The organism is Shewanella sp. GutCb, from assembly GCF_002836135.1.
Lineage (GTDB): Bacteria > Pseudomonadota > Gammaproteobacteria > Enterobacterales > Shewanellaceae > Shewanella.
Genome location: NZ_PJBL01000001.1, coordinates 236,590 through 250,171 on the forward strand (window position 1 = coordinate 236,590; position 13,582 = coordinate 250,171).

The 13,582-nt window shown below is 44.6% G+C and carries 15 protein-coding genes; 11 read left to right on the forward strand and 4 right to left on the reverse strand.

The genetic code is table 11. The features are described from left to right. Positions 1 to 118: 118 nt before the first annotated feature. The 8 genes from CXF86_RS01045 to CXF86_RS01080 all read left to right on the forward strand — a co-directional run bounded on the left by CXF86_RS01045 (position 119) and on the right by CXF86_RS01080 (position 8,911). Positions 119 to 1,381, forward strand: a complete 1,263-nt coding sequence (locus CXF86_RS01045; RefSeq protein ID WP_101093097.1) for an efflux RND transporter periplasmic adaptor subunit — start codon at positions 119 to 121, stop codon at positions 1,379 to 1,381. Between the two features lie 10 nt (positions 1,382 to 1,391). Then, positions 1,392 to 1,733 (forward strand): hypothetical protein, encoded by a 342-nt coding sequence (locus CXF86_RS01050; RefSeq protein WP_102038128.1) that lies wholly within the window; start codon positions 1,392 to 1,394, stop codon positions 1,731 to 1,733. A gap of 71 nt (positions 1,734 to 1,804) precedes the next feature. After that, positions 1,805 to 2,596, forward strand: a complete 792-nt coding sequence (locus CXF86_RS01055; RefSeq protein ID WP_101093092.1) for an ABC transporter ATP-binding protein — start codon at positions 1,805 to 1,807, stop codon at positions 2,594 to 2,596. Between the two features lie 11 nt (positions 2,597 to 2,607). Then, a complete protein-coding gene (locus CXF86_RS01060) occupies positions 2,608 to 3,909 on the forward strand; it encodes an ABC transporter permease (RefSeq protein ID WP_102038129.1) in 1,302 nt (433 codons plus the stop codon). Between the two features lie 12 nt (positions 3,910 to 3,921). Beyond that, positions 3,922 to 5,133 carry an ABC transporter permease gene (locus CXF86_RS01065; RefSeq protein ID WP_101093088.1) on the forward strand — a complete coding sequence of 404 codons (1,212 nt, stop codon included), beginning with the start codon at positions 3,922 to 3,924 and terminating at the stop codon, positions 5,131 to 5,133. A 121-nt stretch (positions 5,134 to 5,254) separates the two neighbouring features. Beyond that, complete coding sequence (locus CXF86_RS01070; RefSeq protein WP_102038130.1) at positions 5,255 to 6,703, forward strand: sigma-54-dependent transcriptional regulator; 1,449 nt, start codon at positions 5,255 to 5,257, stop codon at positions 6,701 to 6,703. After that, positions 6,687 to 8,078, forward strand: coding sequence for a sensor histidine kinase (locus tag CXF86_RS01075; protein WP_102038131.1), 1,392 nt, complete (start codon positions 6,687 to 6,689; stop codon positions 8,076 to 8,078). Before CXF86_RS01070 ends, CXF86_RS01075 begins: the two co-directional genes overlap by 17 nt. A 311-nt stretch (positions 8,079 to 8,389) precedes the next feature. Then, positions 8,390 to 8,911: a DUF4823 domain-containing protein gene (locus tag CXF86_RS01080; protein WP_102038132.1), complete on the forward strand. Its 522-nt coding sequence runs from the start codon at positions 8,390 to 8,392 to the stop codon at positions 8,909 to 8,911. 121 nt (positions 8,912 to 9,032) lie between these two features. On the opposite strand, the gene CXF86_RS01085 is transcribed toward CXF86_RS01080, so the two are convergent. From CXF86_RS01085 to CXF86_RS01095, 3 genes are all read right to left on the reverse strand, one after another. Next, entirely contained in the window at positions 9,033 to 9,254 is a 222-nt protein-coding gene (locus tag CXF86_RS01085; protein WP_101093080.1) for a DUF1272 domain-containing protein, read from the reverse strand. Between the two features lie 90 nt (positions 9,255 to 9,344). Continuing rightward, positions 9,345 to 9,917: a TetR/AcrR family transcriptional regulator gene (locus CXF86_RS01090; protein WP_101093078.1), complete on the reverse strand. Its 573-nt coding sequence runs from the start codon at positions 9,915 to 9,917 to the stop codon at positions 9,345 to 9,347. A 20-nt stretch (positions 9,918 to 9,937) separates the two neighbouring features. Further along, complete coding sequence (locus CXF86_RS01095) at positions 9,938 to 11,365, reverse strand: coniferyl aldehyde dehydrogenase (RefSeq protein ID WP_102038133.1); 1,428 nt, start codon at positions 11,363 to 11,365, stop codon at positions 9,938 to 9,940. Positions 11,366 to 11,582: 217 nt separating this feature from the next. On the opposite strand from CXF86_RS01095, the gene CXF86_RS01100 reads away from it, so the two are divergent. The 3 genes from CXF86_RS01100 to CXF86_RS01110 all read left to right on the forward strand — a co-directional run bounded on the left by CXF86_RS01100 (position 11,583) and on the right by CXF86_RS01110 (position 12,962). Beyond that, positions 11,583 to 11,963, forward strand: a complete 381-nt coding sequence (locus CXF86_RS01100; protein WP_101093074.1) for a SpoIIAA family protein — start codon at positions 11,583 to 11,585, stop codon at positions 11,961 to 11,963. Positions 11,964 to 12,034: 71 nt separating this feature from the next. Next, a complete protein-coding gene (locus CXF86_RS01105; RefSeq protein WP_102038134.1) occupies positions 12,035 to 12,466 on the forward strand; it encodes a universal stress protein in 432 nt (143 codons plus the stop codon). Positions 12,467 to 12,518: 52 nt separating this feature from the next. Further along, a complete protein-coding gene (locus CXF86_RS01110; protein ID WP_101093070.1) occupies positions 12,519 to 12,962 on the forward strand; it encodes a universal stress protein in 444 nt (147 codons plus the stop codon). A 38-nt stretch (positions 12,963 to 13,000) separates the two neighbouring features. Here the strand turns inward: CXF86_RS01110 and CXF86_RS01115 are convergent, their stop codons facing one another. Next, on the reverse strand, positions 13,001 to 13,582 hold the full coding sequence (locus CXF86_RS01115; protein ID WP_101093068.1) for a DUF924 family protein: 582 nt from the start codon (positions 13,580 to 13,582) through the stop codon (positions 13,001 to 13,003).

Below are 13,582 nucleotides of genomic sequence, written 5' to 3' on the forward strand. Positions count from 1 at the left end.
CTAACTGAACCCATCTTAGCTCATGTTATTAAAGACTTTTTGTTTTTTGGCACGGCGTTTGTATTAATTAGCCTATTGAAACAGTTTTTGTAGATAACGGACACCATAGGGAAAGCAGATGATTCAGGATACCAGCGCACAAGATACAGTTAAGCAGCCAAGTAAGGTGAACCAGTTTAAACGCCCTGCAATGCTAGGTATTGCTGCGCTATTGGTGTCAGGTTTAGTTTGGTCAAGTATCGACAGTGATTCTGTGGCAACGTCAATCAAGCGTTCTGAACTTAGGTTCGCCACGTTAGAGCAAGGCACTCTCACTCGGGATATCGCCACCACAGGTAAGATTGTTGCGGCCAACGCCCCTATCCTTTACAGCACAGACCAAGGCACGGTGACTCTGCTGGCAAATCCGGGCGACAGAGTCGAGTTAGGTGATGTGGTTGCGACCATAGAGAGCCATAAATTAACCAACAGTCTTAAGCAGCAAGAAGCTTTACTGGAAGGTATGCAGAGTTCATTGGAACGAGCCCGTCTTGATGCCCGCCGTCAGCAACTTAAAGCACAACAAACATTGGATATCGCCAAGGTCGACCTTGAAGCCGCCGACAGAGAGAGTCGTCGTGGCGATGAGTTGATTCAAAATAAACTCATCTCAAAAATAGATTTTGAAAAAAGTAAAGATGATCTGCATAAGGCCAAGCTGCTTTCTGCCCATGCAAAACAAGAAGCTGAGCTGATGCGAGATACCTTAGCGTTCGAAATAAAAAATAAAGCCTCTGAGGTCAATCGTCAAAACTTGGTGGTGAGTGAACTTGTGCGTCAAGTGGCTGCATTAAACATTACGGCACCGGTTGGCGGCATTATCGGTAACTGGTTAACCGAGCAGAAAGCCCGGATCGGTCAGAGCCAACCTATATTAACCGTGGTTGATTTGAGTGCTTTTGAAGCTGAATTAGCCGTGCCGGAGTCTTATGCCGATGAGTTAGGACTTGGCATGAATGTGGAACTGAGTTTTGGTGCCTTGACCTTGATTGGTGAGTTGTCGTCGATTTCACCTGAGGTGAGAAACCGTGAAGTGACCGCTCGAGTTAGATTTAAGCAAGATGACCGCCTCCACCTACGTCAGAACCAGCGTCTATCAGCGCGGGTACTACTGGAAAACAGACCCAATGTGTTGATGGTGAAACGTGGCGCATTTGTGTCAACGGGCGCGGGTATTGAGGTGTATGCCATGCACGAAGATATCGCGGAGCAAACAAGTATACAGCTTGGCGCTCGCAGTATGAGTCATGTCGAAGTGCTACAAGGCGGTAAGGCCGGTGATGTTTGGGTTATCTCGAGCATTCAAGCCTTCAAAAAAGCAGAACAAGTGCTAGTACGTTAAGGAGAGCAAGATGAACATATTGAATAAAAATATTAACCAGAGCAGCTTCAGCGTCGCAACAGCCTTGAGTGTGTTAAGAGCCGTTAGCGTACAAAAAGTGATTACGGTAGCAGCATTATTACTCTTGCTCATTGCGGTGCAGGTTTCGACTCAGAGTGCTGGTGACTGGTTTGTATTGGGATTGAATGTATTAGAGATGGCAGAGCCCGTTAATTTGCTCGTTAGCGATATCTCCAATGTCAGCATGCATTTAAGCGAACAATTGGATGCCGTATTTGCGAATGGCTTGGGTCACTTAAGCGAAATAATTTGGCAGCAACTCAACGCATTCATTGACTGTACGTTCGGCTAGAGCCGCTGCTACTCAGTGCTATAACGAATTAAACGATAAAAAATTAAACGATAAAAATAGGGAATATTAATATGTTATCGATGAAGAATATCAGCAAAGTTTTTCAAACAGACCTAGTCGAAACTCATGCACTGCGTGATTTTAATTTAGAAGTGCAAGAGGGCGAGTTTGTTGCGGTAACAGGCCCTTCAGGATCGGGTAAAACTACCTTTCTTAATATTGCGGGCCTATTAGAGGGCTTCACCCACGGTGACTACTTTCTCGATGGTGTGAACATCTCTAATTTGAACGATAACAAGAGTGCGACAATTCGAAATGAGAAAATTGGTTTTATTTTCCAGGGCTTCAATTTAATCCCGGACCTTAATTTAGCCGAAAATGTCGAAGTGCCTTTACGCTATCGCGGTTTTAACGCGGCGGAACGTAAACGCCGAGTACAGCATGCACTTGAGCAAGTCGGCCTTGCTGCGCGTATGAAACATCTTCCTTCACAGCTTTCAGGTGGCCAGCAGCAGCGCGTGGCGATTGCTCGTGCACTTGCCGGTGAGCCAAGATTCCTGCTTGCCGATGAGCCAACGGGTAACTTAGACAGCATGATGGCGCGTCAAGTAATGGAGTTGCTTGAAAATATTAATAAAGCTGGCACCACGATTATCATGGTGACCCACGATGCCGAGCTTGCGCGCCGTGCTCAGCGTAATATTCAAATTGTCGATGGCCAAGTCTGTGATTTTACCATGTACCAAGGTGGAGCAGGGCAGCAAGGGATGGGCACTAAAGCAGACAAGCCGCATTTAGTGACAGATGCAGATAAGCCGAGTGATGAGTCTGAGCAGGCTCAAACTGAACAAGCGGCAAGCTAAGGAGCATCACTATGTTTTTTTATTATTTGGATCTTGCTTGGCGCAGCATTAAAAAAACGCCATTTTTGTCACTGCTGATGGTGTTAGCTATCTCAATTGGTATCGGCATTACCATTACTACCTTAAATGTATACCAGTTAATGTCAGAGAATCCTGCTGGCGAGCGCACGGACAAATTGGTTGCAGTGCAGCTTTGGAGCCAAGATAAAGATGCGTGGAAAGAGTTCAATGCACAACTGACTTATCAAGACGCTTATAATCTGCGTCAAAGTGATGTGCCAGTACGTCAAACGGCCATGTTTGTCACCGGCTTAGCAGTACAAACGGAAGACCCTGATTTCGTGCCTTTGTTAGAGGCTGTTCGCGTCACCGATAGCGACTTTTTCGACATGTTTTCGGTGCCCTTTATCTACGGTAAAGTCTGGGATAAGAGCGTCGATACCGAAGCGGTTTATCAAGTCGTTATTAATGAAGCCCTTAATCAGCAGTTATTCGCGGGTGAGGACAGTATTGGTAAAACGTTATATCTGGACAGCAAGCCTTATCAAATTGTCGGCGTGACTAAGACTTGGAGCCCAAGCCCACTCTATTATGATATCACCACTGGTGCATTTAAAGATTCAGCGCAAATATTTGTCCCCTTTTCACTCGCGCCTATTGAGGAGTTTCAGAGCTGGGGAAATAATCAAAGCTGGAAAAGAGAGCCGATTAATACCTACAACCAACGTTTAAGCTCTGAGATGCATTGGATCCAGTACTGGGCAGAGGTGCAAGACGACGCACAGCGTGATGAATATGCACAGTGGTTGAAACGTTATGTGGAGCAGCAACAGCTTTTAGGACGCTTTGATAGCCCTGAAGCTGCAGCAAAGCTTTCGAATGTTGAGCAATGGCTGGAAATCAATGAAGTGGTACCAGAAGACAACAAGATTTTGGTTGGCCTCAGTGGGCTATTTCTGCTGGTTTGTTTGGTTAACATGTTAGGTCTACTGCTGGCCAAGTTTCTTAAGCGAGCGCCTGAAGTCGGTGTACGTCGCGCCATTGGCGCCAGTCGTGCACAGATATTTGCTCAACATATGGTTGAGGTAGGTTTGATAGGCTTCGGTGGTGGAGTGCTGGGGCTTTTATGGGCTTGGGGATCACTGTCTATGTTGTCGGCTCACTTTGATCTGGAAGCTGCGCTAACACAGTTGGATCTGACGATGTGGGTGTTAGCACCGACTATCGCTATTGCCGCCGCACTTATTGCAGGGGTATATCCAGCGTGGCGAATATGTTCGACCAATCCTAGCGTTCACCTGAAGAGTCAGTAAAAGGAATTTATTATGTTACAGATTAAACCAATTTTAAGTACGCTAATGCGTAATAAAAGTGGCCCTATACTGCTGCTTATTCAGATAATTCTCTCGGTCGCGATTGTGGCAAATGCCAGCTTTATCATTAGTGAACGACTCACTTTGATGGACAGAGCATCGGGTACGGCTGAAGAGCAAGTTTTTGACTTCCGTCTTTATAGCTTCGATAAAAACATCGATCTTGAGTCTCAAATTCAACGTGATATGCGTGCTATTCGAGACTTGCCCGGTGTTATCGACGCTTCAACAACCAGTATGGTGCCATTAAGTGGCGGTGGCTGGTCATCGGGTTACACCGTCGGAAGCAGCGAAGAAACGGCTAAAGATACAGAAAATACAGCCGTCTATTATGGTGACGAACATATGCTCAATACCTTAGGTGTGGAGTTGATAGAAGGTCGTAATTTCTATGAAGAGGAAGTGCTGACGGGAAGTCCAGATCTTGCAACTCATGGCATAGTGTCAAAAGCATTCGCTAAAGCGACCTGGGGAGATGACACCGCGATTGGAAAAACCATGTATGCAGGGGATTTTGGTAACATGCCAATCAAGGTGGTCGGCGTGGTCGACAAGCTTCAAGGCGCATGGGTTAATAGTGACTCTCTGGATAACAGCGTCATCTTAAACATAAAACTGGTTAATGTGTTTACCAAGGTATTAGTGCGTGCTGAGGTTGGGACTTTAGCTCAACTGAAACAAGAGATAACGACGACCTTGCTTAAAGACAACCGTAATCGTGTTGTTGAAAATTTTACCCTTATTAGTGAGCATCGAAAACGCGTTTACCGTAACCATGAGTTGATGGCGACGGTACTGTCGATGATGGTGATCCTCTTGTTACTTATCACATCACTGGGTCTTGCAGGTATGGTGATGTTCAATATTGAACGTCGTACTAAGCAGATAGGTACCCGCCGTGCATTAGGGGCTAAGAAACGAGATATTATCAGCTTCTTCCTGGTTGAAAACTATATTATCTGCGTGGTTGGTGGAGTGATTGGTGGTCTGGTTGCGGTGCAATTAGGGCAACAATTAATGACGGTTTATAGCCTGCCTAAACTCGAGCTTATCTACCCGATAGCGACGATAGCAGGACTATTGGTGCTCACGACCATTGCGGTTATTCTGCCAGCCAGGAAGGCGGCAAATATCTCTCCGGCAATCGCAACGCGCAGTGTTTAGTTACTGAGCCTGAAGGAAGAGAATGATATCAATGGGTATTAACCTTTAATTCTCTTTCTTTTTCAGTTAGCTTTAACAGCCGAGCATCTAGATTTCAACAGCATAAAACAAGAATAAAAGCATGGATACGATTCTCATTGTCGACGATAACCAAGCCGTGTGTAATGCATTGGCACTGATGTTAGAGCTTAACGGCTTTAATACGCTCACCTGTCTCTCTCCTGAAGTCGCCCTTGAGCTGATTACATTACATGATATTGTCTTAGTGGTTCAGGATATGAATTTCACACAAGACACCACATCGGGTGAAGAGGGCAAAACCCTATTTTATGCGATCAGAAAGATACAGCCTGAGTTACCCATTGTGCTACTCACTGCATGGACCCAACTTGAGATCGCCGTTGAGCTGGTCAAAGAGGGCGCGGTAGATTACATGGGCAAACCTTGGGACGATGCCAAGCTGTTGACCAGTGTGGGTAACCTGATCTCTCTGCATACCCTATCTAAAGCCAATGCTAAGTTATCAAGAGTCGATAATCAGCGTATGGCGGTAATAAAAGATGCCGATCTATGCGGCATTATTTTTAGTAGCGGTGCGATGCAGCGTTGCGTGGATTTAGCATTACAGATAGCCCGTAGCGATGTGTCTGTATTGGTGACAGGGCCTAATGGTGCGGGTAAAGATAAGCTGGCCGATATTATTCACGCTAACTCAAATTTAAAGCATAAACCTTTTATCAAAGTTAATATTGGCGCATTGCCAATGGAGCTTCTTGAAGCTGAACTGTTTGGCGCAGAGGCAGGGGCATTTACTGGTGCGACTAAAACCCGCATTGGTCGTTTCGAGGCTGCCGACGGTGGCACCCTGTTTTTAGACGAGATTGGTAATCTTCCGCTTTCTGGACAGGTCAAACTGCTGCGAGTGCTGCAAACGGGTGAGTTTGAGCGCCTAGGCAGCCATCAAACCCATAAAGTGAATGTGCGGGTGATAAGCGCAACCAATGCTGATTTGATTGAAGATATCCAGGCTGGACGTTTCAGAGAAGATCTGTTTTACCGGCTTAACGTGATTGAGTTGGCTTTACCTGCATTAAATGAGCGCATAGATGATGTATTGCCTTTAGTCAGCCATTTCGTTGGCGCTGAATATTCCTTGAATAAGCACACTCAACAAACGTTAGAGGCACATCACTGGCCAGGCAATGTGCGTGAGCTTGAAAATGCCTGCAAACGTGCGGTGATATTGGCTGAAAGCAGCCGTTTAACCGCGGATGATTTTGGTTTGATGGATATCACGGCAAAACCGAGCCCCCAGAATGTGACTAATGGCGGCACCGTTTATGGCAGCACAGTGTCTAGTCGCACGGTGCAACCACAAACTCCTCCCGCAGTAGTGAGTGCTGAAACAGCATTTGACCACCGGGTGCCTGTTAGCTCAACAGATGAAAAAGCCGATATTGAAGCGGCATTAGATAACCATAAAGGGGTCATCGCCCGCGTGGCTAAATCTTTAGGGCTAAGTCGACAAGCACTGTATCGACGCATGGAAAAGTATGGCATTGAAAAATAAGCTTCCCTCTGTATTAGCTAGGATCTCGCTGCGAGCTAAGTTGATTGTTGGCAGTGCATTGGCGACGGCTATCGGGCTAATGCTGTCGCTTAGCTTGCTATTATGGTTTGCTGATGCGGATTTATCGCAGGCGATTGCTAAGCAGTTTAATCTGTTGTTGATGATCTTTTTTGCTGCAATAGGCCTGACGATTACAGTGAGTTATGTGTCTTCTCGGCATTTAGCCACAAGTTTAATGGCGCTTGAAGTTGGCCTACTTAATTTTAAAGACAACGACTTTAGTGTCACTCTTCCAGTGGGCGGAGATAAGCAATTGCAGGCGTTGGCGGTATTGTTTAATGACTCGGCAGAAGCGCTGAGAAAAGAGCGCCAATATATTTACCAACGTGAATTACTGCTCGATAAAGTGATCCAAAGTTCGCCTAATGTCATGTTGTTGCTCGATGATGACAAGCGCGTCATCTACGCCAACGATGCCGCAAGGCACTTGTTTAATCATGGGCAGAGAATTGAAGGGATACCGCTCAGTGAGCTGGTGGAGCAGGTTGCCGATGAATTAGGGGCCGCACTTGAAAACCCCAAGGATGGTTTGTTTTCACTGAGCGCCAAAGACAGTGAAGATGAGCTCGAAACGTGGCATCTGTCGCGGGGACAATTTCTACTGAACGGCCAGTTTCATCATCTTGTTTTACTTAAACAGATGACGCGGGAACTCAATCGTCAAGAGGTCGCAGTATGGAAAAAAGTGATCCGAATTATTAGCCATGAGCTTAATAACTCCGTGGCGCCAATAGCCTCAATGGTCAATTCTGGTCGGATAATAACTAAAGATCTTGATGATCCTAAACTCAAACTTATTTTTGATACCATCGAAGATCGTACCAGCCACTTGAGTCAGTTTATTTTCAATTATGCTCGTTTTGCCAAGTTGCCGTTACCCAAGAAAAGTCCCGTAGACTGGCTTAAATTAACCGAACAATTGAAGCAGCATTACTCGTTTTTTCTTGAAAATGAATTACCTAACTCAGTTGTGGAGCTTGATTTGATTCAGATGGAGCAAGTGCTGCTTAATCTGTTGAAAAATGCGCATGAATCAGCTTCTGCTGTCGATAAAGTCAGTTTGTCGATTGTTGATTCTAGCCTGTCGGATGGCACCGAAGGTGTGTACATTGAGGTAAAGGATGAAGGCTCTGGAATGCCACCAGAAGTGCTGCGCCAAGCTCTACTCCCTTTCTATTCCACTAAGCAATCAGGCACGGGCTTAGGCTTGCCATTATGCCGTGAAATTGTAGAAGCTCACGATGGGCGTATAAGCTTGCAAAATCGCGATAAAAAAGGGCTTTGCGTTAGGTTGTGGTTACCTAAACAACGTTAACTATCAAGTTAGGCTTTGGTTTGCTGATTGATGTTTTCGGTGGCCTCTATTTCTAAGTTCCTACTTTAAACTCGAATGCTAGACGGTTGCGCTTTTCTAACCCAGTGTAGATGCGGCTGAGGCCGTCGAAAACAGGCCAATTATGTTACGGACAGAATTTGGCATTGCCTCCCCTCCTAGAGTTCAGATGTTTAATTGAGCTTACTCATAAGAAGTCGATACTTTCTGCAAAGAGTTTTTTTATTCTGGTAATGAAGATACTCTACCGATAGAAGAAAATGTCACGTTAACTGTATTACAGGAGTAAACAAATGAACCGCAATTTAATGATGTTTGGAACTGCAATTGTTTTTCTTGCTGGTTGTAGCTCTTCATATAAACACAATGAATTTCAATCACCAGAAGTTAAATTAGATCAAAATTTTGCTGTACTAATTTCAACTCCTGAGAATGGTTGGTACGGTGAAACTGAATATAAAAATTCGGGACAAATGACTGCTAATGCTATTAGAAGTGCGTTTTCTAAAAATACTAGAAAAGTCGCTATCACTGCAGATTGCAAAGGGAAAAATTGTTTAGATTCTATAGATTCGAGTCAGTATGGCTACTATGTCGAGCCCATTATTTTGCATTGGGAAGATAGAGCGACTGAGTGGTCTGGGAAGGCTGATAAAGTAGAAATTCAAATCATTACTTATGATACTAAAACAAAAAAAGAAATTGGTAACACGACCTACTCTGGTAAAAGTAAATGGTTAACATTCGGCGGAGATCACCCTCAAGACCTTCTTGAACAGCCCACTCATGAATATATCGGCACTTTATATAAGTAGCTTAAAAATAAATACTTAATCTTGAGTGTGTATTTTTACAGCATAAAAATGAACGTTTATATTTTAAAGCCCAGATACAATAAAGGTCAGCATGTGCTGACCTTTATGTTTCTAACGTTCGCTAGCTAAAGAGGGTGTTTTTAAGCTCGGCTGCGGGGATCTTAAACGGTTCTATTAATCTCGGCGGCCTAATGACTAAGGCGCCTTGGCAATTACTGCAGATGAAATGCATTTTTTCACTACAGCTCTTACAGTAAGTACATTCGAATGAGCAGATATAAGCGATCTCTTTTCGGGCTAGCTTGGTTTTACAGTGTTCGCACTCAGTCTTCATTCTTAACATAAATTCACTCCCTTGAATAACGTCTTTAAGTTTAAATCTACAGCGGTGGTAACAAGGGTTTATCTCTTCCATGAGCTTGTCACATAATATTTAGGCTCTCATGGCATTCCAAAACATGGAAAAGCTCGCCTGTTTGTGGACTACATCTTTCCACCTATCAGGGTGGTCTAGAAAGTACCTTGTCGCGGCCAAGTATTGTCCGTGACAACCTTCTAACATTAATGGTAGTGGATAATTAGCTAAAACGCCTAATTTTTGACCTTGAATTATTAGCTCACCCATAAAGCTAAGGATGCCGTTCATCGCTTGTTGTCTTATCTCTGAAGCGATGGAGGGAGACATTGAATACTGCTGAAAAAACTCCTGCTTTAGCGGGTTTTCTATTGCCCAATCAATAGCAACTTGCCACAGGTGTTCTGCATCAAGCTTTAGATCCCCTTTACTGCTCATTTTTGACTTGATTGCAGAAGCAAACTCTTGTTTTATTGAGATAAAAAGATGGTTCATCAATACATCTTTTGACGCAAAATGGTGAAAAAGCGTCCCGGTAGCGACCCCTGCCGTTTTGGCTATTGAGGCGGTAGACGTCGCATAAAACCCCTGGCTGACAAACAGTGTCAGCGCAGTGTCTAATATGGCTTGTTTTTTATCTATTCGGCTCATAAAAGCGATTACCTTGGTGTTTAACGCAAGAAGAATTTTACTAATAGGGTTTGTAACCAGCCGCCATAAGGAGGGTGGATCAGTTTACCGGTATTAAAATACTTACCGCGTTTGAGGATGGTTTTAGCATGGCTAAATGTTTGAAAGCCTTCTTTACCATGGTAATGCCCCATACCTGAAGGACCAACACCGCCAAAGGGGGCATCTTCTGCAGCAACATGAAATACCGTTTCATTGATACAAACACCTCCCGAATGGGTATGGGTCATGACTTGTTGCTGGGTATTTTTATCGAAACTCATCAAGTACAGCGCTAAGGGACGCGGACGTTGATTGATGTAGCTAATTGCTTCTTGCAAATTGTTATAAGGGATAACGGGTAATAGTGGGCCGAATATCTCATCTTGCAGTAACAGCATGTCATCGGTTGCGTCAGTGATAAGCTGAGTTGGCACTTTTTGATGTTCGATGTTAATCGCTTCATCATTGGCACTCATCACGGTAGCACCTTTGGCTTTAGCGTCTTCGAGAACCAGCATTATCCGGTCAAATTGGCGTTGGTTAATAATGCTGCCGTAGTCTTTGTTGTCACTGACTTGGCCATACATTTTGATGAATTTACGTTTGTAGGCTCGCACAAAATCGTTAAGTTTTTCGCTTGGAACCAATACGTAATCAGGCGCAACACATATCTGCCCAGAGTTGAGACACTTACCATAGATCATCCGCTCTACCGCAGTGTCCATGTCGATATCATCGGCAACAATCACCGGTGACTTTCCGCCAAGTTCAAGGGTCACTGGCGTCAGGTTTTGTGCCGCACTGCGCATTACGTGGCGGCCGACGGTGGTTGAACCGGTAAATAGTAGGTGGTCAAACGGCAGCGATGAAAACTCGGCGGCGACATCGGCTTCACCTTCAATGCAGGCAACATGGTTTTGATCAAAAATACTGGCAAGCATTGCGGTGAGAACGGTATTGGTTTCTGGGGTAAATTCAGACAGTTTTATCATCGCTCTGTTACCGGCAGCAAGTGCAGTGATAAGCGGGCCGACAGACAACATGATAGGAAAATTCCACGGTACAATAATACCGACAACGCCAAGTGGCTGGTATTGCACTTTAATACTGGCTGGAGCCAGTAATAATCCCGCATGACGGCGGCTTGGTTTCATCCACTTTTTCAGATGCTTTATGCTGTAATTGATATTGTTAACACAGGGCATGATGTCAGAAATAATGCTGTCATCCACTGAGCGATGACCATAGTCCCGATTCAATGCTTGTACTAGCTGCTCTTGATAGCTCAAAATTGCTTTTTTAAGACTTTTCAGGTGCTCGATTCTTGCTTCATAAGAGGGAGAAGGGTCTGCAAGGTAGTGGGTACGCTGATTGACTAAGACTTGAGACAGAGGCAATGCTGTTTGGGCTTGAATAGGCATGTTCATTTACGAAGCTCCTGAGAGTATGTTAATTAACCGACTGATTAGTCGGTCTGATGGTAATCCACTTTTGTGAAAAGGTCAAATATTCGTTTACTTTGTGAGCGAGATCAACTCGGCTTCGCTAAACTTCACTAGAATGAAATATGGACTGTTTTGAAGATTGCTCTTTAACGCTATCGTTAAAAGCCCTCTTTAATAGCTAACCTCTAAGGAGATTAAGGTGAGTGATAAAAGACACGGAATATCAATTGGAATTGAGCGCTTAGATAACCAGTTCTATTTGAACTTGGTTGCGAAAGGCAAGCTTACACATCAAGACTATCAATATATGGTGCCACTGCTTGAATCCGCTTTAGCGGGGGTTGAACATCCTGAAATCAATGTCCTCGCCGATTTGACCGAACTCGATGGCTGGGAATTAAGAGCGGCATGGGATGATCTTAAGCTAGGCTTGGCCCATGGACGTGCTTTTAAAAAGATAGCGATTGTCGGAGAGGGAAATTTGCAACAATGGATGGCGAAAATTGCAGATTGGTTTACCCCTTATGATGCTAAGTTTTTTGAGAGCACTACTGAAGCACATCAGTGGTTAAAAGACTAAGATTAACCTTGTTATCGTTAGGCGTGCTGCATCTGTGCTAACGGACTAAACAACGTTTGGAGGAATTAGTTATGCGTACTCGTCAAATATTATGCCCAACAGACTTTTCTGAAACGGCCTCTCATGCGCTTAAATATGCGATTGAAATGGCTAACCTTTACCATGTCGGATTGCGACTTGTTCATGTCATTGATCAGCCTGTAGGCATAGAGAACTACCAAATACTCACTGTTACACCAGAAGAGCTAGCTCAAAGTATGGAGGAATCTGCTGCAGCGAAAATGCATTCGTTGCTGTCAGATCTTAAGAGTGAGCTGTCAGTGGAAAGTGTTATACGCCATGGCGTAGCGTCCGAGCAGATCCTTAAAGAGGCGGATGTGTCAGAAGCTGGCATGATAGTTATTGCTAGCCATGGTCGTTCAGGGCTGGCACACTTTCTACATACTAATGTGGCTGAAGCGGTGGCTAATGGCGCTATATGCCCGGTGTTGGTGGTGAAGTAACTAATAAGGTTAGCATTGCGGCTAAGGTGTTAAATTCGATTAAGGAGTCGCTATGCGATCTCGTCAAATATTATGTCCTACAGACTTTTCTATCACGGCGTCGCATGCGCTAAGTTATGCGGTGGAAATGGCTAATTTATATGGGGTTGGTGTTCGGTTGTTACACGTAGTGAGTGAACCATTCAGTGATCATCATTATGGGCTAGCGGTAGAATCTGCTGCTGAACTTGAGCAACAGATAACCTCGTTTGCGACTGAAAGCTTAATGAAAATTCAGCTCGAAGTGCAGCAAGAGCTTAATGCAGGGCTGACCGTTAAAACCGTTATTCGCAGTGGACTGGTACTAAGAGAAATTCTGGCAGAAGCGGAGGAAGGCGAGATTGGTATGATTGTTATTGCGAGTCATGGACGACAGGGGATTTCGCATCTGCTCAATCCCAATATCGGCGAAGCTTTAGCTTATAAAGCAAAGTGCCCAGTATTAGTGGTTAAATAAGCCCTTTTGCGTGGATTAGAACGTATGCTATTTAACGCTTAAAAGCTCGATCCTGGCTGAGTTAAAAAGGCTATTTCGGCTTCAGTAGAGCTGCGTTCTAAAATAGCATTACGATGTGGATAGCGACCAAACTGCTCAATAATAGCCTTATGTCGACGCTCAAATTCGAGATTGCCTTGCGCAGCTTCACGACTGAATAATCGCATCGCAACCTCATGTATCGGCAGTGACTCACTGTGCATATATGGCATTAATAAAAACGGCACTTGCTTGGCTTTCAGTTCGCTATCACTATTTAAGGCGACTGCCTCTTGTGCTAATACTAGAGCAATAGGGTCCGCGGCAAAAGATTGCGGTGTGTCTCGGTAGATATTACGCGAGAATTGATCTAACACGATAATCTCGGCAAGACGCCCCTCTGGAGTCGCTCGCCAATGGTAGAGTTCACCGGCCATGGCTTGAGTTAGAACACCTTCGAATCGCTGCTTAATCAAAGCGTCAAACTCTGTGTCTTTTACCCACCATAGTTTCGGCTCAATTTCTTCAAACCAAAAGGTCAGGATGGTATTGGGTGTCACAGGCGTCTGCTCTGCTAATGGATGACTGTTTTGTGGGCTCAT